This is a genomic window from Cobetia amphilecti, from assembly GCF_032923285.1.
GTDB lineage: Bacteria > Pseudomonadota > Gammaproteobacteria > Pseudomonadales > Halomonadaceae > Cobetia > Cobetia amphilecti.
The window spans coordinates 96,580-120,764 of sequence record NZ_CP136695.1 but is presented as its reverse complement, the minus strand read 5'-3'; the positions used below and the strand labels follow the sequence as shown (position 1 = coordinate 120,764).

The window sequence follows — 24,185 nt, the reverse complement described above, 5'->3', positions numbered from 1 at the left end:
GCCTCACCGGCAATGAATCGTCAGTCGCGGGTCATGCGCAGGCCGATGCTGCGTCGCAAGGGGGCGGGCAGGATGCCCAGCAACTTGACCAGCAGCGTGAAGCGGCGCGGGAAATGGATGTCGAGCCGATGACGCGCGAGCCCCGCCACGATCGCCTCGACCGCCTGGTCGACAGTGACCTGCATCGGCATCGGGAAGTCATTGCGCTCGGTCAGCGGCGTCTTGACGAAGCCGGGGTGAATCACGCTGACATCGATGCCCTGGTTGTCTAGGTCCAGCCGCAGCGACTCCAGGAAGTAGCTCACCGCGGCCTTAGAGGCGCCATACGCCTCCGCACGTGGCAACGGCAGGTAGGCCGAGGCACTGGAGACCGCAGCCAGCTGCGGTCGCTCACCGCCGTCTGCCGCTGCCATGCGCAGCAGCGGCAAGGCGCTTTCGATCACATCCACGACGGCCTGGAAATTGGTCGCGAACACGCGGTGGACCAGGTCCGCCTCGAATTCCCGTACATCCAGATATTCGCAGGTGCCAGCGTTGAGCAGTGCAAGGTCGAGTCCACCGAAGCGGGCCTCTATCTGACTGGCCGCCGCGCGGATGGCCTCACGGTCGGTGAGGTCGAGCGTCATGACCAGCGCTTCCCCGGGGCCTTGCTCGGCATCGGCTGCGATGGCCTCCAGCTTGTCGGTGGAACGCGCGCTCAGGGCGACCCGGTGGCCATCCGCCAGCAGCCGGCGCGCCAGCCCTTCGCCGATGCCGGAGCTGGCGCCGGTCAGCCAGATGCGTTTGCGAGCCTTTGTGGACGTCGATGCGGTCGTCGATGTGGTGCTCGAACCATGACTGGCCATTTCCCCTCCTTGGCATGTGTGTGCCTGTGCGTGTCTGCGCCTTGCCTGTCTGGCCTGGCGAATCTGGATGGCACTGATTCAGAGAACGCTGGGTTTGTCCGTATGGATGTCACCAGTGGCCAAACCCTCTGCTGCTCAGTCCATGCGACGTTTCAGCAGGCCGATCACGTTGCGCAGTACGGGCACCTGCTCGTAGAGCAGCTCACCGGCATCGAAGAAATCACGGTGCTGGATGACCTTACCGTCTCGGAACTCGATGCGTGAGGCGCCCTGCACGCTGATGTCCTTGCCCCCGTTCAGACGGGGATGGCGATAGGTCATCGTCCAGCTGAGCCAGGCGAGTCCCTGTTCATTGCCTTCATCCGCAGGGCCGGCGGCTTGCGCAGGCATCGGCCCCAGCGGGTGATGAAAGACGAAGTCGATGGCGGCGACATTCATGTACAACCCTGAGAAATAGGCGTTGAGTGCCGTCAGGCCGCGGACTTCATGCAGGGGGTCGCGGAAGACGATATCGTCACTGTAGACTGATTTGAGCAGTTCTGTAGAGGTTTTGTCCAGCTTTTCGTAAAGACGACATACCCGAGTCAGGGCCGGGCTCATCTCGTCGGGTAGCGATTGCATGGCAATGCTCCTGAAGGGGAGGGATGCAAGAGCGGCCTGCTGAAGATCAGCAGGCCGCTTGAGGGGTCATTCGCTTTTTGACAGCGCCTTGAAGGTATCCAGCGCCCGCTGGCGGGCGGCCTTGTGGTCGACGATCGGTCGTGGGTAGCCCGTCTGTTGGCAGTCATCCGCACTGGGCTGGTGGCGCCGCTTGGCCGGCAGCTCGGTCAGCTCCGGCACCATGCTCGCGATGAACTCGCCGTCCTTGTCGAAACGCTGACCCTGGGTGGTCGGATTGAAGATGCGGAAATAGGGCGCGGCATCGGTGCCGGTGGAGGCCGCCCATTGCCAGCCACCATTGTTGGCGCCCAGCTCACCATCGACGAGATGGGTCATGAAGAAGGCCTCGCCACGCCGCCAGTCGATCAGCAGATGCTTGGTGAGGAACATCGCCGTCACCATGCGCAGGCGATTGTGCATCCAGCCGGTCTGCACCAGCTGACGCATGGCGGCATCGACGATGGGGTAGCCGGTACGGCCCTCGCACCAGGCGGCAAAGCCTGCGTCGTCATCGCGCCACTGCAGGGCTTCGGTATGACGCTGGAAGGGACGGTGGCGATTGACGCGCGGGAAGCCGACCAGGATGTGCTGATAGAACTCACGCCAGATCAGCTCGTTGACCCAGCTGGTCAGGCCGACATCGCCATCGGCGAGGCTGCCGTTCTCTGCCAGCACGGCGGCGTAGCATTGGCGGGCCGAGATCATGCCCAGTGCCAGATAGGGCGAGAGCTCGCTGGTGCCCCGGGTGGCGGGGATATCGCGCTGCTCGTGGTAGCGGCGCGCGCGGAAGGTCAGAAAGCGTTCCAGACGCTCCTGCGCGGCCTCTTCGCCGGCCGGCCACAGCTCGGCGTCCAGCGCTGTCGCCGGCTCGCCCTTGAGCGTCTCGGGCAGTGGCGGGATGGCGTCGCCGTGGATCTCGCGCCCCTGGGCGTCACGGGGCGTGGCTTGCACTTCAGGTGCCTCGTTCAGCGCCAGACGACGGGAATCGACTTCCTTGTGCCAGCGCTTGGAGAAGGGTGTAAAGACGCCGTAGTAATCGCCCTTGCCGGTCAGCAGCTCGCCGGGCGTGAAGGCCAGCATGTCGGTGTAGCGATGCAGGCGGACGTCGCTCTCGGCAAGGCGCTCACGCACGCGCCGGTCGCGCTCACGCTCATTGACGGCATATTCGTCATTGAAGTGCAGAGCCTGGGCCCCCAGCTGATCGCACAGCGCGGCCAGCGCCTCGGGCACCTCGGCGAAGGTGTCGCAGTCGAGCACCTTGAGCGGGATGTGATAGCCGGCGAGTGCCTGTTGCAGGACATGCAGGCCGCGGCGCAGGAAGTCGAGCTTGTTGGCGCCGTGGCCGTGCTCGACCCACTGCGCCAGGCAGGGGGCGACGACGGCCACGACAGGGCCGCGTGCGGCGGCCTGCGAGAGAGCAGTGTTGTCGTGTACGCGCAGGTCAGTGCGCAGCCAGACCAGCTGCAGGGGAGCCCCCGCTGGCGCGGAGGCGGGGGAAGAGGCGGATGGTGAGTCAGATGACATCGGGGCTCCTTGGCGATCGGTGAAACCAATGCCGAGCAGGAGCCTGCGATCAACGTGCCATCAAGGACCTCAGGCGAGCGACCGCCTGAATCGGGTCGGCCCCCAGGCCTTCAATGGGCCCGTCTACCAGCTCCTGCTGGCGAATCTGGGCGGCCGGGCCAGCGATGGCCAGCGGCACGCTCAATTGTTCTGCGACCCGCGGCAACTGACGGCGCATGACATCCGAGCGCTCGGCCTGGGTGCCGACCAGCACCACGGCCTGTGCCTGCAGACGCTCTGCGGCCAGCGGCAGTTCCGCCAGCGGCAGTGGGCCATCCAGCAGGCTGACGTGATAGCCGGCGTCGCTGGCGACCAGCGCGAACAGCAGCAGCCAGCTCAGGCCAGGTTCTTCCGGCAGGCGAGTCAGCGTGATATGCGGGGCGTGACGCTCCTGATTGGCAAACACCAGCCGGGCACCGATGCGCGAGCGCAGGAAGCTCTCGAAGAAGCACTGGGCCAGGCGGGTACCGAAGGTGGCGGTACCGCGCTCCTCGAGCTGCTCGAGCAGCGGACGCCACAGGCGCTCGACCACGCTGCTGACCGGGTACAGCGCCAGGCTCTGGTTGTACAGCTCGGCCAGGCGCGCCTCGTCCTGGGCGTCGATGGCGGCCAGCGCCAGCTGCTGCTGGCCACTCCAGCTGCCTTCGTCCGGTATCGGCGTGCTTTCCGGCTGCGGCTGGTCGAGCAGCTCGCGTACCTGGCTGACAGGTACTCCGCGGTTGAGCCACTGCAGGATGTGTTCGATCCGCTCGATATCCTCGCGGGCATACAGGCGATGCCCCTTGGGCGTGCGGCGGGGCTCGATCAGTCCGTAGCGGCGTTCCCAGGCTCTCAGCGTGACCGAATTGACGCCGGTCAGGCGAGAGACTTCGCGGATCGGAAACAGCGGCGAACTGGCAGTTTCCGTGGCCTTGTCAGTCATGAATGGTGTTACCTCTGGCGGTGACGAGGCATCCCGGGTGAAGCACAGGTGAGGACGACACACAGGGTAAAGTTGAAGTGTCGTCACTTGGGGCGCTGTGGGATACCGGCAATGCATCTTGTGCACTAGCTGTACATGTGGGCATCAGGATGGCGCAGCCGCCAGAGCCTGACAAGAGGCAAGCTGCGTCGCATCCCCGGTGCGCATGTTTTGAAGGTGCATCACAGCGCCTTTGACGCCGAAGGTCCCGTCATGAAATCGGCCGTCTAGGCGTTGTCCTGTTGCTCCACAATCTGGATCAAGGCCTCGACAAAGGCCGGATGTGCACCCACCGGGTCAAGCAGACTGATGGGGCAGTCGGGGTGCTGGCGCTGCGAGCCTTCCAGCATGGCGGGCACGTCTTCACGCAGATGACGGCCGGCCGCGAAGAACAGCGGCAGGATGTCGATACGCGTGGCACCGTCTGCCGCCAGGGCATCGATGGTGTCGGTCAGCAGCGGATCGCACAGTTCCATATAGGCCAGACGCGTCGGGCGCTTGAGGCGGGAAGCCAGCGTGGCTTCCAGTGCCTCGAAGGGCTCGCGCCAGCGCGGGTCACGTGACCCATGGGCCAATAGAATCAAGGCGTTGTCGTGATCTGTGGACGTAGTCATACAGCTATCCTGTGGGCGATGAGGGGGCGCGGCAGCGTATCAGCTGTCGGCGAGGGTGTTGAGCAGCTGTTCGGCTACCTCGTGCCCTGACAGCCAGGCGTCCTCGACGCGCGGGCCACGCAGGGCGTCTCCGGCCAGCCATAGCCCGGATGTCCCCTGGCCATAGCCCTTCTGGTCATAGACATTGTGGACATAGACATTGTGGCCGGCTGCCGCTGAGGTCTGCGGCAGCGTCTGGGTCGGGTGAGCGTAGCGCCAGCGGTGCGTCGTGAGGGTGACCTTGCCCTGGCTCCAGCCCGGCGCCAGCTCGCGGAGCTCCGGCAGTGCCTCGAAGGCCTGCCACAGCAAGGTCGCGACCTCCTGTGGCGACTTCTCCAGATTCGCTCGGCTCCAGCCGGCGGTCGCCAGCAGGCTCAGGGTCTCTTTGCTCAGGGTCTCCCTGGCATGTGACGGTGCCTGGCGGCCGGGACGCGAATGCTGGCGCATCACGCAGCGCAGCGGGCCATCATCACCGCGACTGACCAGCAACCCTTGCCAGTCGGCGTCGCCCCCCAGCGCGGGTAGCGGCGTCTCCAGAGTGGCCATCAATGTCCAGGTCGGCGCCATCTCCACCTGCGCCAGCGCCTCACTCAGGGCCGGGGCCAGCGAGTCCTCGGCGAGCGCCGCCCCCCGGGCGTCGGTGCCGGCCGTGCTCAGCAGGGCGCGTGCCTGCGGCGCCGGTGCGCTGATCACCACGTGATCGAAGGGGCCGTGCTGATCACCGTCGCTGTCCTCGAGTCGCCAGCGCTTGCCTGGCGCTGTGCCCTCGTCCGCGATCAGGCGCGTGATACGCGTTTCGCTGTGCAGACTGGCGTGGGCCGGCAGCTGTTCACTGAGGTGGCGGCTCAGGGCGCTCATGCGCGGACTGGCCACGTAGCGGGTGGAATCATCGCGCAGCCGCTGCCATTGGCTCTCGTCAGAGGGCGACTTGCCGAGACTCAACAGCCTCTCACCCCAAGTTGCGACGACGCCTGCGGCCCGCCACTGCTCGAGCGCGGACTGGAAGCGTGGATCACGCGCCGTGAAGTATTGCGCGCCGATGTCGATGGGGCCTTCGCTCGTGCGGCGACTGGCCAGGCGTCCGCCGGGGCCGCGTGCCTTCTCGAATATCGTCACCGCATGGCCCTGCGCGGCCAGTCGGGTGGCGGCTGACAATCCGGCGATACCGGCACCGATGATGGCGATGGACGATACTGGCATCTGGAGGCGACTCCTGCGCGGGCGGTGTTCAGGGGGTACGGGTCGTCATGTGACCCGACAGCAGATACGCTAAAGTTAACTTCTTGCGCATGATTGTACAATATAAGTATAGATTTGTGGCGGAAGTCGGCACACTCGATGCTTCATCGCCGAGGAGGGCAACATGCGAATATTGATAACAGGTGCAACGGGGTTCGTCGGCCAGGCGCTGTGTCAGTCACTGGCCGCGGCGGGCCACTCGCTGGCGGTCGTATCGCGCCGCCCGGAGCGTGCTGAGCGCCAGTTTGCCGACCTGGGGCTGACGGTGGTCGCGGCGGATTCGTCACTGGCCTTCAAGGATTGGCAGCCTGAGGGCATCGTCAATCTGGCGGGGGAGTCGATAGCCGGACGGCGTTGGAGTGAGGACCACAAGCGTGAGCTACGGCGTTCGCGGCTGGAGACCACCGAGCATCTGGTGATGCTGTGTCAGCAGCTGGCCGCCGAAGGCCATGCGCCGCAGGTGATGGTGTCCGGCTCGGCGATGGGCTATTACGGCGCACAGCCCAAGGCGGGCGAGCCGGAGGATGTCGAGATCGACGAGCAGGCGACGCCCCACGACGATTTCAATCATCGCCTGTGTCGCGACTGGGAAGCGGCCGCCATGCCCGTCACTGAATACGGCGTGCGACTGGCCATCATCCGCACTGGCCTGGTGATGGAGGCCGATGGCGGCACACTGGCCAAGCTGCTGACGCCCTTCAAGCTCGGGCTCGGGGGGCGGCTGGGTGATGGGCGCCATTACATGCCGTGGATCCACCGCCACGACATGATTCGCATCATCGAGCGCCTGCTGGCGGATGACAGTCTCAGCGGTGCCTTCAATGCCAGCGCGCCGCATCCGGTCACCAACATGGGCTTCACCCACGCTCTGGCGCGCGGTCTGGGGCGTCCGGCGATCCTGCCGCTGCCGGCCAAGGCGCTTGAGCTGGGGCTGGGGGAGATGAGTACCCTGCTGCTGGAAGGCGCCCGCATGGTGCCGGCGCGTCTGCTTGCTGCCGGCTTCACCTTCGACTATCCGACCCTCGACGTGGCCTTCGCCGATATCCTGTCACACAAGTGAGCCTTGGCAGCAAGGCGACGCTAGAAGGGCAGCGGCGCTTCCAGCACCAGTGGCGGTGCATCGCTGTCGTTGGCTGGCGGAATCACCAGGCGCGCCGCATGCAGTAACAGGCGCGGGCTGGCATTCAGAGCCGCCCCGCGCGCATAGAAGCCATCGCCGATGATCGGATGGCCGAGCGCCAACATATGCAGGCGTAGCTGGTGTGAGCGCCCGGTATGCGGCGTCAGCGCTACACGGCTGGCGGCGAGGGACTGAGGCGTACCATCCGGGCGCTGGCCCTCGAGCGTCAGCTGCTGCTCGACCCGATAATGCGTCAGTGCCGGCTTGCCATGCGTGAAGTCGACGATCTGACGCGGGCGGCGTGGCCAGTCACAGCGCAGCGGCAGGGCGATGCTGCCCTCGGCGGGCGTGAGATGACCTGCCACCACGGCCAGATAGCGTTTCTCGATGGTGCGCGACTGGAAGAGCCGCGACAGCCGCCGCTGGCCCTCGACGTTGCGCGCCACCAGCAGCACTCCGGAGGTCGCCACATCCAGACGGTGCACGGCGCGGGTGTCGTCGCTCAGCTGGCACAGGCGCGAATGGACACTGTCGAAGCGCGAGGGATCACGCCCCGGCACCGAGGGCAGCTCGGACGGCTTGTCGATGGCCCACCAGTCATCGCCCGCGGCCAGCAGCGACAGCCCCACCTTCGCGACACGCTCGCCTTCCTCGGCCAGGCGCTCTCCCTGCCAGCTCTGCCTTGACGCTGCCTCGTCGCTCTCTGGATATGATCTCGCCATGAGGGTGCTCTGCAGTAATGAAACGATAGGATGAAACGAAAAGGGTGAAGCGGAAGTGATGAGGCGCAAGTGACGGACCGCGAATCGTGACACGCAAGCGATGGAATTGTCGCGGCCGCTGGTCGATCTGGCAAGTCCAGCGGACCATTGTCGCTGGCGCACACGGCAAAACGCCCCACCTGCCGATGGCAGGTGGGGCGTTTCAGGTTCATCGCTGACGCCTGCGGTCAGCTCAACGCTCGTGGGCATCCACGGTGACGATGACGCGCACGCTGTCCAGACGCAGACGGGTGGTCTCGATGGCGCCATCCAGCGCGGCACGCTCCTGACGCAGCGCTTCGAGCTCTTCCTCGCGCACGGCCGGGTTGTGGCTGGCCAGGGCTTCCAGGCGCGCCAGTTCGGCACTGAGCTGCTCGCGCATCTGCTGCTGGGCCTGCTCGACGATGGTCGGCAGTTCGCGCTCGGCTTCCTGCTCGGCATCGCTCATCAGCTTGCGCAGCGTGGCGTGGCTCTGCTTGATCAGGTCGCGCGCGACCGCCTTCTTGACCGGCTTGAGGTTCTTGGCCAGTCCGCCGAAGGACACCTTGTCGGACAGGTTGCTGCCGGTTTCATCCAGCAGGACACGGATGGCGGTCGGCGGCAGGAAGCGGCCAAGACGCAGGCCGCGCGGCGCGGTGGACTGGGTGCGGAACACCACTTCCGTCATCAGGCGGCCACCGGGAATCGCCGGGTGCTTGAGCAGCGCCAGCGCGGTGTTGCCCATCGAGCCATCCAGGATGCGGACCAGCATCTCGCGTACCAGCGGGTGCTCCCACGACAGATGCTGCACGTCTTCGCGTGACAGCGCGGTGGCGCGGTCACTGGTGACGCTGAAGCCTTCCTCGCCCTTCACCAGCCCCGGCAGGCCGTCGAGCATGTGCGGGCCCGGTGCCAGATAGGTGATGCCGTCGCCGAGGTCCCGGCTCTCGATGCCGAAGATGTCGAAGGCGCGCTCCAGATAGCCGGGCAGCGCCTTGTCGTTGTCCAGCGTCTCGATGGCGGCGATGACTTCCTCGGCGCGCTCGTGACGGCAGGCATTGAGTTCCAGCAGGCGGTTGCGGCCGGACTGACGCTCTTCCTGCAGGGCGTCGAAGCGCTCGCGGGTCTGCTCGATGATGCTGTCGATCTCTTCGCTGTCGAGCAGGGCTTCTTCCAGCTCGTCGCCGAACTGGGCGTAGAGCTCGCTGCCGATGCCGTGCGGCGCGCTGAAGGCATCCATGCCGTCACGGTACCAGCGCAGCAGCTGGGCGCCCGGCGAGCCTTCGAAGACCGGCACGTGGATCTCGATCGGGAACTGCTGACCGATGCGATCCAGACGCCCGATGCGCTGTTCGAGCTGGTCCGGGTGTACCGGCAGGTCGAACATCACCAGGTGGTGACAGAACTGGAAGTTGCGACCTTCCGAGCCGATTTCCGAGCACACCAGCAGCTGCACGCCTTCCTCTTCGGAGGCGAAGGCCGCGGCGGCACGGTCGCGCTCGACCAGGCTCATGCCCTCATGGAAGACCGGCGCATGCACGCCGCCCAGCACGCGCAGGCCTTCGGACAGCTCACGCGCGGTATCGGCGGTATGGCAGATCACCAGCGCCTTCTCGTTGCCGAGGTCGGTCAGGGTTTCCAGCAGCCACATGACGCGCGGGTCGATCTGCCACCAGGGTTCCGCGTTCATGCGGTCATCGGGCAGGGCGCGATACATCTCGTCGAGGAACAGCACCACCTCGGGGTGGTTCATGCCGGTCTCGATCAGCAGGTCATCGAGATAGTCCTCGTCACGCTCCAGCTTGCGCACCACGCGACGGTAGGAGGAGGGCAGCTCCAGCTCGTGGACGTGCAGACGACGCTCGGGGAAGCCGGCGACATGGGTGCGTGAGTTGCGGAACATCACGCGGCCGGTGCCGTGGCGATCGAGCAGCTGGTCGCGCAGCTGGCGACGCGCGCTGTCGCGCTGGGTATCGTCGGCATCGCTGTCCATCAGGGTGTCGAGCAGGGCGCGGCTGTCGCTGTCATCCAGCACGCTGGCGAGGCTGTCGAGACCGGACTGATCGGCGGGCAGCGCTTCCAGGGCATCGATGGCGCTGGCGACGGCGACATAGCCCTGTTCCTCGGCCTTGAAGCGCTCGATGTCGTGATAGCGCTCCGGGTCGAGCAGGCGCAGGCGCGCGAAGTGGCTCTCGAGCCCCATCTGCTCCGGCGTGGCGGTCAGCAGCAGCACACCGGCGGTCTGGCGAGCGAGGGATTCGACACAGGCGTAGCCCGGGCCGACCTTGTCTTCGCTCCAGTCGAGGTGGTGGGCCTCATCGACGATCAGCATGTCCCAATCGCAGGCGGCAGCCTGGACCTGACGCGACGGGTTGGCGAACAGCCAGTCCTGGCTGGCCAGAATGATCTGGTTGCCTTCGAAGGGGTTGCGCGTGCCGTAGGCCTTGCACTGCTCCTCGTCGAGCAGCGAGACATCCAGCGCGAAGCGGCGCAGCATCTCGACCAGCCACTGATGGGTCAGGCTCGCCGGTACCAGGATCAGCGCACGGCTGGCGCGGCCGCTGAGCAGCAGGCGGTGCAGGATCAGGCCGGCTTCGATGGTCTTGCCGAGGCCGACTTCATCGGCCAGCAGTACGCGCGGTGCGTGACGGCGCGAGACTTCATCGGCGATGTACAGCTGGTGCGGCACCAGATCGACCTTGGGGCCGGACAGGCCCAGCGCCGGGCTCTGCTCGACACGATGGAAGTGGCGCAGGGTGCGGTAGCGCAGGTCGAACCAGTCATTGCGGTCGACCTGGCCGGTCAGCAGGCGGTCACGCGCCTGATTGAACTGCATCTTGTCGTTCAGGCGGGCTTCGGGAAGCTCGATGAGCTCGCCGGCATGCTCGCCGCCGCGTTCACAGATGTAGACGATCTGGCCGCGCACTTCCTTGAAGTCATCGACGATCAGCCATTCGCCATCGTCGGACTGGATGCGGTCGCCATTGCCGAAGGCCACCCGGGTAAGGGGCGCTTCGCGCAGACTGTAGGTGCGGGTTTCTTCGCTGGCGGCAAAGAGCACGGTGACGGTGCGGAAGTCGACATTGAGGATGGTGCCAAGGCCGAGATCAGCCTCGCCGTCACTGATCCAGCGCTGACCGGGAATGAAGTCGCTCATGAAGCCTCGGGGTAGGACAAAGACGGGAATCGGGAATACAGGGGCGCGGTATCTTACCGGATCAGACGCCGTGGCTTAAGCGCCTTTTCTTGCGGCGAGCGTCTTTGTCGCACCGAGCGAGGCCAGCGGCGTGTCGCTCTATGGCCGTGACGCCGGTAGCAGGGTGTCCAGCTGGGCGCGGCTCAGCTCGCCGATATGACGCTCGATCAGCTGTCCGTCGCCATCGAAGACGAGGGTCGCGGGCAGTCCCTGCGCCTCGGCCAGCGCCATCAGTTGCATGGCGGGGTCGAGCAGCGCGTACTCGAGCGTCAGCTGTTCGCTTTGCAGAAAGCGGGTCACCGCCAGTGCCTGCTCGCCCTGATTGGCGAGTACCACGGTGACGCCGGGGGTCTGATCGGCCTCTGCCAGCAGTGGCATCTCGCGCCGGCAGGGCGGGCACCAGGTGGCCCACAGATTGACGATTACGCGCTCGTCCCGGATGTCATTCAGCGCGACGGGGCGGCGATCCAGATGATTGAGGGTGATGGCAGGCATCGCCTCGATGGCGGAGTCATTGCCCAGCGGGTCGAGTTGCTTGAGGCTGAGGAAGGCGGTCAGCCCCAGGGTCAGACTGCCCAGCGCGATGACCTGGCGAATCGCGCCATGCCGGCGCAACAGCCACAGGCTGGCCAGGGTCGCGGCCAGCATGCCGCCGAGCAGGTGGTAGCCCGATTGCCACAGCTTGAGGATATCCAGCGGTGCCTGCTGATAACTTGCCCAGTGCAGTGCGACATGAGTGAGGCGCGCACCGATCACCCAGCTGACCAGCATGCGATTGAACCAGCGCGAGGGGCTCAGCGGGGGAGAATCGTGAGCGGGCGCGGTCGTGCCCCTGGCGTGCATGCGTGCCAGCAGACGAATCAGCAGCGAGAACTCGATCAGCATCACCAGGGCTGCCACGAAGGCATAGAGGCGTTCGACGGAAATCAGGGCAGGGCCCAGGGCGATGGCATCCATGCGGTTATCCTCTGGCGGTGTCCGGGGGAGCGTTCGGGGCAGCAATACCTGTCGGCCTGTATGTGGCAAGCGCTCGGCAGGCGCTCGGCAGGCGCTTGGCAAACGCTCAGCAGGCGCTGCAGTCGCGAGGCTCGAGTATGCGATAATCGACGGACTTCGACATCCACGCCTCGCGCTGAGCATTGCTCTGCCGCCGAGGACGCTGCAAGGATATCCCCATGCTGTCACATCATTATGACCGTAGCCGTGCGATCGCCGTTGCCAGTCAGGCCAGCGGCCTGATCGCCATCGTCGCGCTGGAGACCTGGCTTGGCGATGCCGCCCGCCCCTGGCAGGGGCTGGTGTTCGCCCTGATGCTGGCCTTCGGTCTCGGCCTTGCCCTGCGCAGTTACTACCTCAAGCAAAAGGCCCGCCGCGACCGTGAACGTGCTGGTCGCGAGCGGGCCCGCAAGGCGAGTGACAGCTGGATGTCCGACTGACTCGCCGCTCGATATGGTTCAGTGCGCGCCATGAATCAGTAACTCTGCAGGCGGTAGCCGTCGCGCTCCATGCAGTATTTCAGCAGTGTCTGCTTCTCGTTGGCGGGCTTGTCGGTCAGGCCAAGCTCGTACTGGCAGCCCGCATAGGTATTGTGGGCTTGTGTGCTGTTGGCGCCGGGCTTTTCCCATTGGGCGCGCGGGCTGGCGCAGGCGGAGAGCAGTGAGGTCAGCAGCAGGGACAGCAAGGCAAGACGCAGTGTGTGCATGGGGCATCCTGAGGGATGTAGCGCGTCGCAGACGCGAGCAAGCAGAAGCAGGCTTGTGAGGCAGGAAAAACCTTCCAGCATCAAAAAAGCCGCTGATCAGTGATCAGCGGCTTTTTCATATATCTGGTCGGAGTAGCAGGATTCGAACCTACGACCTCTGCCTCCCGAAGGCAGCGCTCTACCAAGCTGAGCTATACTCCGATGCGTCGTGAGCTTGTCTCGACGGAGGTGAATTATACGCAGGCAGCTTTGCTTTGCAAGCCCTTGAGGTCAAAAAGTTTTATCTGAGTCTCAAGGGACAGTTCCGCTGTCGAGAAGCGCGCTTCTCTTCATCTCATCCTGCCGGCGCTTCTCGCCACGTTGGCGGCGCTTTTCTGCTGTCATGATGGACTGACTGACCCACTGGCTGACGACCTGCCAGGCAGGCCATCACCATGCGGGTATCAGGCCTGGCGGCCGACGCTCAACAGCGCGATGCGCTCGAGGCTGTCGCGGAATTCGCTCTCCGGCAGTGCCTTGAGCTCGTTCAGGGCGTTGTCGGCCATCTCCTGGGCACGGCTGCGGGTATAGTCGAGGCCACCCGTGAGGCGCACCACTTCCAGTACCTCGTCGAGCTGCTCCAACCCACCTTTCTCGATGGCGCCGCGCACCAGACTGGCCTGGGCCGGGCTTCCGACCTGCATGGCGCGAATCAACGGCAGGGTCGGCTTGCCTTCGGCCAGGTCATCACCGACGTTCTTGCCCATGGTCTCGGCATCGCCCTGATAGTCGAGCAGATCATCGATCAGCTGGAAGGCGAGGCCCAGGTAGCGGCCATAGTTCTGCAGCGCGCTGACCTGTGCCGGGGTGACGGTGTCGTCGGTTTCCCTGGCCAGAATCGCGCCGGCATGTGCGGCCGCCTCGAACAGCATGGCGGTCTTGCCGTGGATGGTCTCGAAGTAGGCGGCTTCATCAATGTCGGCATTGCCGATGTTGGTCAGCTGCAGGACTTCGCCCTCGGCGATGGTGCAGGTGGCGGCGGAGAGAATCGCCATCACGTCCATCGAGCCGACTTCGACCATCATCTGGAAGGAGCGTGAATAGAGGAAGTCACCGACCAGCACCGAAGGCGCATTGCCCCAGGTGTCATTGGCGGTGGAGCGGCCACGCCGCAGGCTGGATTCATCCACGACATCATCGTGCAGCAGGGTCGAGGTGTGCATGAATTCGATCAGCGCGGCCAGATGGACGTGTTTCTCGCCTTGATAGCCCAGCGCGCGGGCTGCCAGCAGCACCAGTACCGGGCGCAGGCGTTTGCCACCACTCTGGATGATGTACTGACCGATGGTCTGGACCAGCGGCACGCGCGACTCGAGCTGCGCGAGGATGGTGCGGTCGACGGCGGCGAAGTCATCTGCCACTGCCGCGTGAAGGGTCGATGCGTCGGCTTGCATGAGATCGTCGTGCCCGTAGCGAGAGGTGAGGCCGCCGTGGCGTGCCGTTTGGCGGTAATGCTATGGGGCACCCCTATGGCCGTCAAGGCGTGCACCCGCGCAAGGACGCTGGCTGGCGGCCGATTGGTCGCGTAAACCTTGACATTGCTTGTCGGTCGCGGCACGTGGCGCTATAATACGCGGCCGTGACTCATCCCGCTCCCTGTCAGATGGCTCCAGAAGGGGCGCCACTCGCAGCAGGCCACCCAAGAGCACACCCTTGATGAGTCCGATGGAGAGAATCATGTACGCAGTTATCAAGAGCGGTGGCAAGCAGTACCGCGTTCAGGAAGGCCAGACCCTGAAGCTCGAGAAGCTTGAAGTCGCGACTGGCGAAGCTATCCAGTTTGACGAAGTCCTGATGGTCGCTGAAGGCGACGACATCAAGGTCGGCGCTCCGCTGGTTGAAGGTGCCAAGGTTTCTGCCGAGGTCGTGTCTCACGGCCGTGGCGACAAGGTCACCATCATCAAGTTCCGTCGCCGGAAGCACTCCATGCGTCGTGCGGGCCACCGTCAGTGGTTCACCGAAGTCAAGATCACTGGTATCTCTGCTTAATTGCAGTGCTACCCACCATAGGAGAATTATCCAATGGCACATAAGAAGGCGGCGGGCTCTACCCGCAACGGTCGCGATTCTGAATCCAAGCGCCTTGGTGTGAAGCTGTTCGGTGGCCAAGCGGCTATCGCCGGCAACATCATCGTGCGTCAGCGCGGCACCCGTTTCCACGCTGGTACTGGCGTCGGCATCGGCAAGGACCACACTCTCTTCGCGCTGGCCGACGGCCACGTGAAGTTCGAGACCAAGGGTCCGAAGAACCGCAAGTTCGTCAGCATCGTTTCTGCCTGAAACGTCTGACAGCTTACGCAGACTGCTCGATGCCCCGGTGTCGCATGGCAGTCTGCAAGGAAGCCCCGCTCAGGCGGGGCTTTTTTGTCGCATGACGGCCCGGGTCGTCGTCAGGAGAGAGCAGCATGCAGTTCCTTGATGAAGCGTCGATCATTGTAGAGGCCGGACGTGGCGGCAATGGTTGCCTGAGTTTTCGCCGTGAAAAATACGTGCCGCGCGGTGGTCCCGATGGGGGCGACGGCGGGCACGGCGGCAGTGTGTACCTGATCGGGGATGACTCCCTCAATACCCTGATCGACTTCAAGTTCCAGCGCTACTATCAGGCGGAGAGCGGCGATGCCGGTCAAGGCCGCCAGATGGCAGGCAAGGCGGGCGAGGATCTGATCGTCAAGGTGCCGGTCGGCACCACCGTGATCGACGAGGAAACCCTCGAGATCATCGGTGACGTGACGGAAATCGGTCAGCTGTTGCTGGTCGCGCAGGGCGGACGTCGTGGCCTGGGTAACATCCACTTCAAGTCCTCGACCAACCGCGCGCCGCGCCAGACCTCCAAGGGAACCTGGGGTGAGCGTCGCAACCTGCGTTTCGAGATGAAGGTGATGGCAGATGTCGGTCTGCTCGGCATGCCGAATGCCGGCAAGTCGACGCTGATCCGCGCCGTCTCCGCCGCCAAGCCCAAGGTCGCCAACTACCCGTTCACCACCCTGGTGCCGAACCTCGGTGTCGTGAAGATCGGTAGCCACCAGCACTTCGTGATGGCCGATATCCCCGGTCTGATCGAAGGTGCTGCTGACGGCGCTGGCCTGGGTCTGCGCTTCCTCAAGCACCTCACGCGTACGCGCCTGTTGCTGCATGTGGTGGATATTGCGCCCTTTGATGAGAGCGACCCGGCCTATGCGGTCGAGGCGATCCTCAAGGAGCTCAAGAACTTCTCCGCGGCACTGACGGAGCTGCCGCGCTGGCTGGTGATCAACAAGATCGACCTGCTGCCCGAGGATGATCGCGACGCGATGGTCAAGGATCTCGTCGAGCGCCTGGGCTGGGAGGGCGAGCTGTTCGTCGTCTCCGCGGCCAGCGGTATCGGCACTCAGGAGCTGGTGCAGGCCGCTCACCGCTGGCTGGGCGAGCAACGCCTGCAGCTGGCGGAAGATCCGGAAGCTGCCGAGGCGCATGCCGCCCTGCTGGCGCGCATGGAGAACGAGTCGCTGGAGCGCGCTGAAGAGCGCCTGACACGTCGCAAGCGCAAGAAGGATGACGAAGAAGAGGACGATGACGACTTCAATGACGACGATTACGACGTCGAAGTCGAATACGCGCCCTGAGGTCTCAGTTCGTCCGGTGGCTGTCCTGCGCGGCAGTCACCGAGTGACGAGCGACCCGCTTCGCGATTCACGCCCCGCCCCGAACCTCATGGTCTCGCGGCGGGGCGTTTTCGTTGTCGGGGCCGGCGAGGAGTGATGACAGCGGGCTGGCGGGAGCAGACAATGGCAAGCAGGGAGGCAGAGCCTGCCGGGCGAGGGATTACATGACAGGAGAGAGCGCGGTGTCGGAGCAGAAGGTGGCGGAAGTGGCGGAACTGGGCAGTCAATCGGGGCGCGAGGCCTTGGCCAATGCACGACGCGTGGTGGTCAAGATCGGCAGTGCGCTGCTGACCGATGACGGCCGCGGGCTGGATGATGCCGGTATCGGCCGTTGGGTCGATCAGATCGCGGCGCTGCACGCGCGGGGTGTCGAGGTGATCGTGGTGTCCTCCGGGGCGATCGCGGTCGGCATGTCGCGGCTGGGCTGGTCGGCTCGCCCCAGCGGCGTGCATGAACTGCAGGCGGCAGCGGCGGTCGGTCAGAACGGCCTGACCCAGTGCTATGAAGAGCATTTCCATCGTCATGGCCTGACCACGGCGCAGATTCTGCTGACCCACGATGACCTCTCCAACCGCAAGCGCTACCTGAATGCACGCTCGGCGCTGCGCACCCTGGTCGACCTGCGGGTGGTGCCGGTGATCAACGAGAACGACACCGTGGTCACCGACGAGATCCGCTTCGGCGACAACGACACTCTCGGCGCGCTGGTCGCCAACCTGCTCGAGGCCGATGCGCTGTTGCTGCTCACCGATCAGGAAGGCCTCTATGATGCCGACCCGCGGCATGATCCGGCGGCCAGCCTGATCGAGGAAGCCCAGGCCGATGACCCGATACTGGTCAAGGTGGCCGGCGGCGGTGGCGTGCTCGGGCGTGGCGGCATGGCGACCAAGGTGCGTGCGGCGCGTCTGGCGGCGCGCAGTGGCGCATTGACCGTGATCGCCTCTGGTCGTCAGCCCGAGGTGATCACCCGGCTGGCTTCCGGTGAGCGCTTCGGCACGCTCCTCTTGCCGGAGCATGCGCCGATCGCGGCGCGCAAGCGCTGGATCGCGGGGCAGCTGCAGGTGCGCGGCACCCTGACGCTGGATGCCGGCGCCGTCAATGTGTTGACCACGCGTGGCTCCAGCCTGTTGCCGGTGGGCGTCAGGAAGATCGAGGGCGCCTTCAAGCGCGGTGACCTGGTGCAGTGCGTCGATGAATCCGGTCAGCGCATCGCCAAGGGACTGGTGAATTACAGCGCCGAAGATGCCGGGCGGATTCTCGGCCTGCCCAGCCACCAGATCGAAGCCACGCTGGGCTATATCGAGGCGCCGGAACTGATCCACCGCGACAACCTCATCGTGCTGTAGCACCCATGAGGCCTGCTTCCTAGCTCTGTGCCCGACTCCTGCGCAGGCAAGCTCAGACTGGCGATATGCGCTCGGGTCATGCTAGACTCTGCCGTCCTGTCGGGTGCTGGTCCGCCCCGATGGCGAAGGTTTGACGGGGCTTCCACGTCAAGTCGCTGATTTCTCGAAAGTCTTCACATCAGTGTCGAAAGGCGAGAGGTGATCGGACTCGCTGTCGCGGTGCGACAACGTCTTCCAAATTCAAGTTCATGAGTACGCGCCTACGGGTGGACTCATAAGGAGCATCAAAGTGGCAAATTCCAAGCAAGCACGTAAGCGCGCTCGTCAGGCTGAAGTTCGTCGTCAGCACAACTCCGCACAGCGTTCCGCCGTGCGTACCAGCATCAAGAACGTGCTGAAGACCGTCAAGACTGGCGATCACGCTGCTTCCATGGCCGCTTTCAATGTCGCGCAGAAGGTCCTCGACCGTTACGCCGACAAGGACATTCTGTCCAAGAAGAAGGCCGCTCGTCTGAAGAGCCGTCTGAACACTCGCGTCAAGGCACTGGCTGTCTAAGACGTGTGAGTGTGAAAAAACCGGCTTCGGCCGGTTTTTTTGTGTCTGTCTGTCGAGTGGATGACATCGGTGTCAGGTCAGGGAAGCGAGAGGGGTGTCAGGGTGAGCAAGCCGCAGGATGAGTCGCCCGCAGGCGAGAAGGAAGTCAGGGGAGAAGATGGCAAGGCCGAGGCCGCCGCGCAGTCCGCTTCACAGGCGAGTGCCCAGGGCGAGACCCGCTCGGGCGACAGCCTGCCGGTGCGGGGTGGTCTGTTGCGCTCCGGGTTGATCGTCAGCGTGATGACGATGCTGTCGCGCGTGCTGGGACTGGCGCGCGATGTGACCATCGCATCCCTGCTGGGTGCCGGCAGCGGGGCGGACGCCTTCTTCGTCGCCTTCAAGATCCCCAACTTCATGCGCCGCCTGTTTGCCGAGGGTGCCTTCAACCAGGCCTTCATTCCGGTGCTGTCGGAGTATGCGACTCGCCGGACACGGGAAGAGGTCCGCGAGTTGCTGGACGCCGTCAGCGGCAGTCTTGGCGTCATACTCGCGTTGATCACCGCGCTTGCGATGCTGTGCGCACCCTGGCTGGTGTGGGTCTTCGCGCCCGGGTTCGGTGACGATGCCGGCAAGCTGGCGCTGACCGGCGACATGCTGCGCCTGACCTTCCCGTATCTGCTGCTGATCTCGCTGACCGCCTTCGCGGGCAGCGTGCTCAATACCTGGAATCGCTTTGCGGTGCCGGCCATCACGCCGGTACTGCTCAACCTGAGCCTGATCGGTGCGGCACTGTTGCTGGCCCCGCGCTTCGAGACACCCGCCATGGCGCTGGCCTGGGGCGTGCTGATCGCAGGTGGCGTGCAGCTGCTGTTCCAGGTGCCGTTCCTGCTGCGGCTTGGCCTGATGCCCAAGCCATGGCCGAATTTCGCCCATGAAGGCGTGCGCCGCATCCTCAGGTTGATGACCCCGGCGCTGTTCGGTGTCTCGGTCTCGCAGATCAATCTGCTGCTGGATACCGTGCTGGCCTCGTTCCTGGTCACCGGCAGCGTGTCGTGGCTCTATTACTCCGACCGTCTGGTCGAGTTGCCGCTGGGCATCATCGGCATCGCCATCGGGACGGTGATCCTGCCGGCGCTCTCCAAGCGCCACGCCGAGCAATCACTGGAGCACTTCCAGAAGATGCTCGACTGGGCGCTGCGCTCGGTGCTGTTGATCGGTGTGCCGGCGGCGCTGGCGCTCGGCGTGCTGGCCGAACCGCTGCTGATCACGCTGTTCCACTACGGCGCGATGACCGACAACGATGTGGTGATGTCGGCCCAGAGTCTGCGTGCCTACAGCTTCGGTCTGCTGGCCTTCATGTTGATCAAGGTGCTGGCGCCGGGCTTCTATGCACGTCAGGACACGAAAACGCCGGTCAAGATCGGTATCATCGCGATGGTCGCCAACATGGCCTTCAACCTGGCGCTGATCGTGCCGCTGGCGCACGCCGGGCTCGCGCTGGCCACGGCGCTGTCGGCCTTCCTCAATGCGGGCCTGCTGGCACGCGGCCTGTATCGTGACGGCGTGCTGCGCTTCCAGCCCGGCTGGGGACGCTATTCGCTGACCCTGATCGGCGGTTGCGCCCTGATGGGCGGCGGCCTGATGTGGCTGTCACCGGACTGGACCACCTGGCTTGGTTGGGGCCTGTGGGAGCGCTGTGCGATGATGGGAGCGCTGGTCGTCGGCGGTGTACTGGCCTATGCGGTGTGGTTGGGGCTGTGCGGTGTCCGCCCGCGCCATTTCCGCATGCAGAGCTGAGTCTGCTGCCGGGGTGCCATGTAGGTTGGTGCCCCCGGTTCCAGCTGTTTTCTCCCTGGCGGGGCAACGGTGGCTGTCAGCGCCGTGCCCCTTCGCTATAATCGACCACTTTCGGCGGCTTGTGTGATGCACGCATGGACTTGATCAGAGGACTCCACAATCTCGCCCGCCTGCGCAAGCAGGATGGCAGTCGCGGCTGCGTGGCCACCATCGGCAATTTCGATGGCGTGCATCTCGGCCACCAGGCGATTCTGGAGCAACTTCGCGAGCGCGCGGCGGCCTATGGCCTGCCCGCCACGGTGGTGGTGTTCGAGCCGCAGCCGCGTGAGTTCTTCGCGGGTGACAAGGCGCCGCCGCGGCTGACGCGTCTGGCGGACAAGGTGCGTCTGCTGGGTAGCCATGGCGCCGAGCGCGTACTGTGTCTGCCCTTCAATGAGACGCTGCGCTCGCTGTCGGCACGTGAGTTCATCGAGCAGGTGCTGATCGATGGGCTCGGCGTGCGTCATCTGGTGGTCGGTGACGACTTCCGCTTCGGCTGCGATCGCGCCGGAGACTTCGCGCTGCTGGAACGCATCGGCGCCGCCGAAGGCTTCGCGGTGGAGCATACCCGCACCTTCGAGATCGCCGGTGAGCGTGTTTCCAGCACCCGCGTGCGTGAGGTGCTGGCCGCAGGCGACATGGCGCTGGCCGCCCGGTTGCTGGGGCGTGCCCACCACTGGCAGGGACGCGTGGTCGCGGACCGCCAGCTGGGCCGCACGCTGGGCGTGCCGACCGCCAACCTGCCGCTGCCGAATGCGCCGCTGGCGGTCTCCGGCGTCTACGCGGTGATGGCGCACCTTGCCGACGGCCGCGACTGTCCGGCGGTGGCCAACATCGGCTGGCGCCCGACGGTCGGCACGCCGCGGCCGGTGCTCGAGGTCCATCTGCTGGACTTCGCGGAAGACCTCTATGGGCAGTCGATGCGCGTCAGCTTCTGCGCCTTCCTGCGCGGTGAACAGCGCTTCGATGGCCTGGAAGCCCTCAAGGCCGCCATCTACGCCGACATCGCCCTGGCGAAGCGCTTCTTCGCGCTGGCCGCGGGCGAGACGCCTGCCGGTGATGAGCAGGCGTTGCTCGATTGCATGACCTCGATGGCTGACCTGCCGCTGGCCAGCCGTCCGCTGAGCGCACTGATGACGGATGCGCCGACGGCACCCTTACACGGCACTGCTGAGGTGTCTGATTCCACAGCTCGGGAAGCCCAGGCTTCCCGCCCCCACGACGGCTGACCCGAAAGGCTATGAGCGACTACAAGCACACTTTGAATCTGCCCGATACCGACTTCCCGATGCGCGGCAATCTCCCCAAGCGTGAGCCGGACCAACTGGCACGCTGGAACGAGATTGACCTCTACGCGCGTCTGCGTGAAGCAGGCAAGGGCCGTCCGAGCTTCGTGCTCCACGACGGCCCTCCCTATGCCAACGGCAATATTCACATCGGTCATGCCGTCAACAAGATTCTCAAGGACATCATCGTCAAGTCCAAGACGATGGCGGGCTTCGACGCGCCTTACGTGCCGGGTTGGGACTGTCATGGTCTGCCCATCGAGCACAAGGTCGAGACGACCCACGGCAAGCACCTCGAGTCCGAGAAGGCGCGTCATCTCTGCCGTGAATACGCCGGCGTGCAGGTGGAAGGCCAGAAGCACGAGTTCATCCGTCTCGGCATCGTCGGTGACTGGGGCAACCCGTATCGCTCCATGGACTTCGCCAATGAAGCCGGCGAGATCCGTGCGCTGGCCGAGATGGTCAAGGGCGGTTATGTCTTCAAGGGCCTGAAGCCGGTCAACTGGTGCTTCGACTGCGGCTCTGCACTGGCGGAAGCGGAAGTCGAGTACGCCGACAAGACCTCTGATGCCATCGACGTCGCCTTCGCGGCAGACGATAGCGCGGCGCTGGCCAAGGCCTTCGGCCTCGAGTCACTAAGCAAGCCGGCGGCGATCGTGATCTGGACCACCACCCCGTGGACCATCCCGGCCAACCAGGCGCTCAACGTTCACCCGGACTTCGTCTACTCGCTGGTCGACACCGGCGAGCGCCTGCTGGTGCTCGCCGAGGAACTGGTCGAGGACAGCCTGGCGCGCTTCGGCCTGAGCGGCGAGACGCTGGCGACCGTCAATGGCGCGGCGCTGGAGCTGATCAACTTCCGTCACCCGATCTACGATCGTCTGTCGCCGGTCTATCTGGCCGACTACGTCGAGACTGGCGCCGGTACCGGTATCGTCCACTCCGCGCCGGCCTACGGCGAGGATGACTTCCATACCTGCCGTCGTTACGGCATGAGCTTCGACGAGATCGAAAGCCCGGTGCAGGGCAACGGCGTCTACGTGCCGGACCTGCCGGAATTCGGTGGCCAGTTCATCTGGAAGGCCAACCCGAACATCGTCGCGCGTCTGGAAGAGCTCGGCGCGCTGATGGCGCACGAGAAGATCAGCCACAGCTACATGCACTGCTGGCGCCACAAGACGCCGGTCATCTATCGCGCGACGGCCCAGTGGTTCGTCGGCATGGACATTGCCGGCACCGACGGCGTGACTTTGCGTGACAAGGCGCTGTCCGCCATCGAGGACACCGCCTTCATCCCGGCGTGGGGGCAGGCGCGTCTGAAGAGCATGATCGCCAACCGTCCGGACTGGTGCATCTCGCGTCAGCGCAACTGGGGCGTGCCGATCCCGCTGTTCCTGCATCGCGCGACGGGGGAGCTGCACCCCGACAGCGTGGCGCTGATGGAAGCGGTCGCCGATCGCGTCGCCGAGCACGGCATCGATGCCTGGTGGTCACTCGACAGCCAGGAGCTGCTGGGCGATGAGGCCGAGAACTACGAGAAGGTCACTGACACGCTGGACGTGTGGTTCGACTCCGGGACGACCCACTGGCATGTGCTGCGTGGCTCGCACCCGCATGGTCATGAGGAAGGTCCGCGTGCCGACCTGTACCTGGAAGGCTCCGACCAGCACCGTGGCTGGTTCCACTCGTCACTGCTGACCGGCTGTGCCATCGACGGTCACGCGCCCTACAAGGCGCTGCTGACTCACGGTTTCACCGTGGATGCGCAGGGTCGCAAGATGTCCAAGTCCGTCGGCAACGTGGTCGCGCCGCAGCAGGTGATGGACAAGCTCGGCGCCGACATCCTGCGCCTGTGGGTGTCCTCCAATGACTACTCCGGCGAGATGGCCGTCTCGGACGAGATCCTCAAGCGGACCGCCGATGCCTATCGTCGTATCCGCAACACCTCGCGCTTCCTGCTGTCCAATCTGAACGGCTTCGAACCCGAGCGTGATGCGCTGGCCTTTGACGACATGCTGGCGCTGGACCAGTGGGTGGTCGATCGTGCCGCCCAGCTGCAGGCACGTGTCGAACTGGCCTACGAGGAATACCGCTTCCTCGACATCTATCAGCAGGTGCTGACCTTCTGCTCGCGTGAGCTGGGCGGCTTCTATCTGGATGTCATCAAGGACCGCCAGTACACCACGCAGCCGAACTCGCGTGCGCGTCGTAGCTGCCAGACGGCGCTTTATCACGTGATCGAGGCGCTGGCACGCTGGATGGCGCCGATCCTCTCCTTCACCGGTGAAGAGATCTACGCCAACATCCCGGGCCCGCGCAAGGACACCATCTTCCTCGAGACGGCCTACACCGGCCTGACGACTCTGGCGGATGATGCAGCCATGGGGCGTGAGTTCTGGGAGCAGGTGCTGCACGTCAAGCAGGCGGTCAACAAGACGCTGGAAGGCGCGCGCAACGCCGGTCTGGTCAAGAACGGCCTGGCGGCGGAAGTCACCCTCTACGTCAATGACGAGCTCAACACGCTGCTGGCAAGTCTCGGCGACGAGCTGCGCTTCGTGATGCTGACCAGCGGCGTGACCCTGGCGCCTCTCGAGGCGGCCGGTGAGGCGGAAGAGACCGAAGTGTCCGGCCTCAAGGTGGCGGTCAAGGTCAGCGAGAATGCCAAGTGCGAGCGTTGCTGGCACCACCGTCCGGAAGTCGGCACCCTGGCGGAACATCCGACGCTGTGCAGCCGCTGCGTGACCAACCTGCCGGATGGCGAAGGCGAGACGCGTCACTTCGCTTGATCGCTGATGCGACCGCGGCATCGTTCAGCCTCCGCTG

At 65.0% G+C, this 24,185-nt stretch carries 21 protein-coding genes and 1 tRNA gene; 10 read left to right on the top strand and 12 right to left on the bottom strand.

Going from position 1 to position 24,185, the window contains the following annotated elements; all coding sequences use genetic code 11:
* Positions 1-20: 20 nt before the first annotated feature.
* The 6 genes from R1T44_RS00545 to R1T44_RS00520 form a co-directional block, all read right to left on the bottom strand.
* The gene (locus R1T44_RS00545) at positions 21-845 is read right to left on the bottom strand and encodes an SDR family NAD(P)-dependent oxidoreductase (protein WP_317292382.1); all 825 of its coding nucleotides are present in this window, start codon (positions 843-845) and stop codon (positions 21-23) included.
* Positions 846-980: 135 nt separating this feature from the next.
* Positions 981-1,466: a nuclear transport factor 2 family protein gene (locus R1T44_RS00540; RefSeq protein ID WP_317292381.1), complete on the bottom strand. Its 486-nt coding sequence runs from the start codon at positions 1,464-1,466 to the stop codon at positions 981-983.
* Positions 1,467-1,532: 66 nt separating this feature from the next.
* Positions 1,533-3,029, bottom strand: coding sequence for a deoxyribodipyrimidine photo-lyase (gene phrB / locus R1T44_RS00535; RefSeq protein WP_317292380.1), 1,497 nt, complete (start codon positions 3,027-3,029; stop codon positions 1,533-1,535).
* A gap of 49 nt (positions 3,030-3,078) precedes the next feature.
* Positions 3,079-3,990, bottom strand: coding sequence for a MerR family transcriptional regulator (locus R1T44_RS00530; RefSeq protein ID WP_317292379.1), 912 nt, complete (start codon positions 3,988-3,990; stop codon positions 3,079-3,081).
* Between the two features lie 266 nt (positions 3,991-4,256).
* Entirely contained in the window at positions 4,257-4,643 is a 387-nt protein-coding gene (locus R1T44_RS00525; protein ID WP_317292378.1) for a sirohydrochlorin chelatase, read from the bottom strand.
* Positions 4,644-4,682: 39 nt separating this feature from the next.
* Positions 4,683-5,882 (bottom strand): NAD(P)/FAD-dependent oxidoreductase, encoded by a 1,200-nt coding sequence (locus R1T44_RS00520; RefSeq protein WP_317292377.1) that lies wholly within the window; start codon positions 5,880-5,882, stop codon positions 4,683-4,685.
* A gap of 163 nt (positions 5,883-6,045) precedes the next feature.
* Here R1T44_RS00520 and R1T44_RS00515 point away from each other — a divergent pair, with 163 nt between their 5' ends.
* Positions 6,046-6,981 (top strand): TIGR01777 family oxidoreductase, encoded by a 936-nt coding sequence (locus R1T44_RS00515; RefSeq protein WP_317292376.1) that lies wholly within the window; start codon positions 6,046-6,048, stop codon positions 6,979-6,981.
* A gap of 20 nt (positions 6,982-7,001) precedes the next feature.
* Here R1T44_RS00515 and R1T44_RS00510 read toward each other — a convergent pair whose 3' ends face one another.
* The 3 genes from R1T44_RS00510 to R1T44_RS00500 all read right to left on the bottom strand — a co-directional run bounded on the left by R1T44_RS00510 (position 7,002) and on the right by R1T44_RS00500 (position 11,934).
* Complete coding sequence (locus tag R1T44_RS00510) at positions 7,002-7,763, bottom strand: RluA family pseudouridine synthase (protein ID WP_317292375.1); 762 nt, start codon at positions 7,761-7,763, stop codon at positions 7,002-7,004.
* A 232-nt stretch (positions 7,764-7,995) separates the two neighbouring features.
* Positions 7,996-10,938, bottom strand: a complete 2,943-nt coding sequence (rapA, locus tag R1T44_RS00505; RefSeq protein WP_317292374.1) for an RNA polymerase-associated protein RapA — start codon at positions 10,936-10,938, stop codon at positions 7,996-7,998.
* Positions 10,939-11,076: 138 nt separating this feature from the next.
* Positions 11,077-11,934 carry a TlpA disulfide reductase family protein gene (locus R1T44_RS00500; protein WP_317292373.1) on the bottom strand — a complete coding sequence of 286 codons (858 nt, stop codon included), beginning with the start codon at positions 11,932-11,934 and terminating at the stop codon, positions 11,077-11,079.
* A gap of 218 nt (positions 11,935-12,152) precedes the next feature.
* Here R1T44_RS00500 and R1T44_RS00495 point away from each other — a divergent pair, with 218 nt between their 5' ends.
* The gene (locus R1T44_RS00495; RefSeq protein ID WP_043335981.1) at positions 12,153-12,413 is read left to right on the top strand and encodes a hypothetical protein; all 261 of its coding nucleotides are present in this window, start codon (positions 12,153-12,155) and stop codon (positions 12,411-12,413) included.
* A 35-nt stretch (positions 12,414-12,448) separates the two neighbouring features.
* Here the strand turns inward: R1T44_RS00495 and R1T44_RS00490 are convergent, their stop codons facing one another.
* The 3 genes from R1T44_RS00490 to ispB all read right to left on the bottom strand — a co-directional run bounded on the left by R1T44_RS00490 (position 12,449) and on the right by ispB (position 14,112).
* Entirely contained in the window at positions 12,449-12,679 is a 231-nt protein-coding gene (locus R1T44_RS00490; protein WP_317292372.1) for a hypothetical protein, read from the bottom strand.
* Positions 12,680-12,803: 124 nt separating this feature from the next.
* Positions 12,804-12,880: transfer RNA gene (locus R1T44_RS00485), tRNA-Pro, on the bottom strand.
* A 242-nt stretch (positions 12,881-13,122) separates the two neighbouring features.
* Positions 13,123-14,112 (bottom strand): octaprenyl diphosphate synthase, encoded by a 990-nt coding sequence (ispB, locus tag R1T44_RS00480; protein WP_107335841.1) that lies wholly within the window; start codon positions 14,110-14,112, stop codon positions 13,123-13,125.
* 283 nt (positions 14,113-14,395) lie between these two features.
* On the opposite strand from ispB, the gene rplU reads away from it, so the two are divergent.
* The 8 genes from rplU (at position 14,396) to ileS (ending at position 24,148) form a co-directional block, all read left to right on the top strand.
* Positions 14,396-14,707 (top strand): 50S ribosomal protein L21, encoded by a 312-nt coding sequence (rplU, locus tag R1T44_RS00475; RefSeq protein ID WP_043335971.1) that lies wholly within the window; start codon positions 14,396-14,398, stop codon positions 14,705-14,707.
* 33 nt (positions 14,708-14,740) lie between these two features.
* Positions 14,741-14,998, top strand: a complete 258-nt coding sequence (gene rpmA, locus R1T44_RS00470) for a 50S ribosomal protein L27 (protein WP_043335969.1) — start codon at positions 14,741-14,743, stop codon at positions 14,996-14,998.
* A 125-nt stretch (positions 14,999-15,123) separates the two neighbouring features.
* Positions 15,124-16,320, top strand: coding sequence for an Obg family GTPase CgtA (cgtA, locus tag R1T44_RS00465; RefSeq protein WP_043335967.1), 1,197 nt, complete (start codon positions 15,124-15,126; stop codon positions 16,318-16,320).
* A gap of 203 nt (positions 16,321-16,523) precedes the next feature.
* Entirely contained in the window at positions 16,524-17,705 is a 1,182-nt protein-coding gene (gene proB, locus R1T44_RS00460) for a glutamate 5-kinase (protein WP_107335842.1), read from the top strand.
* Between the two features lie 289 nt (positions 17,706-17,994).
* A complete protein-coding gene (gene rpsT, locus R1T44_RS00455; RefSeq protein ID WP_043335965.1) occupies positions 17,995-18,261 on the top strand; it encodes a 30S ribosomal protein S20 in 267 nt (88 codons plus the stop codon).
* A gap of 279 nt (positions 18,262-18,540) precedes the next feature.
* Positions 18,541-20,037, top strand: coding sequence for a murein biosynthesis integral membrane protein MurJ (murJ, locus tag R1T44_RS00450; protein WP_240916802.1), 1,497 nt, complete (start codon positions 18,541-18,543; stop codon positions 20,035-20,037).
* A gap of 134 nt (positions 20,038-20,171) precedes the next feature.
* Entirely contained in the window at positions 20,172-21,305 is a 1,134-nt protein-coding gene (gene ribF / locus R1T44_RS00445) for a bifunctional riboflavin kinase/FAD synthetase (RefSeq protein ID WP_317292371.1), read from the top strand.
* Between the two features lie 11 nt (positions 21,306-21,316).
* A complete protein-coding gene (gene ileS, locus R1T44_RS00440; RefSeq protein ID WP_317292370.1) occupies positions 21,317-24,148 on the top strand; it encodes an isoleucine--tRNA ligase in 2,832 nt (943 codons plus the stop codon).
* Positions 24,149-24,185 lie beyond the last annotated feature (37 nt).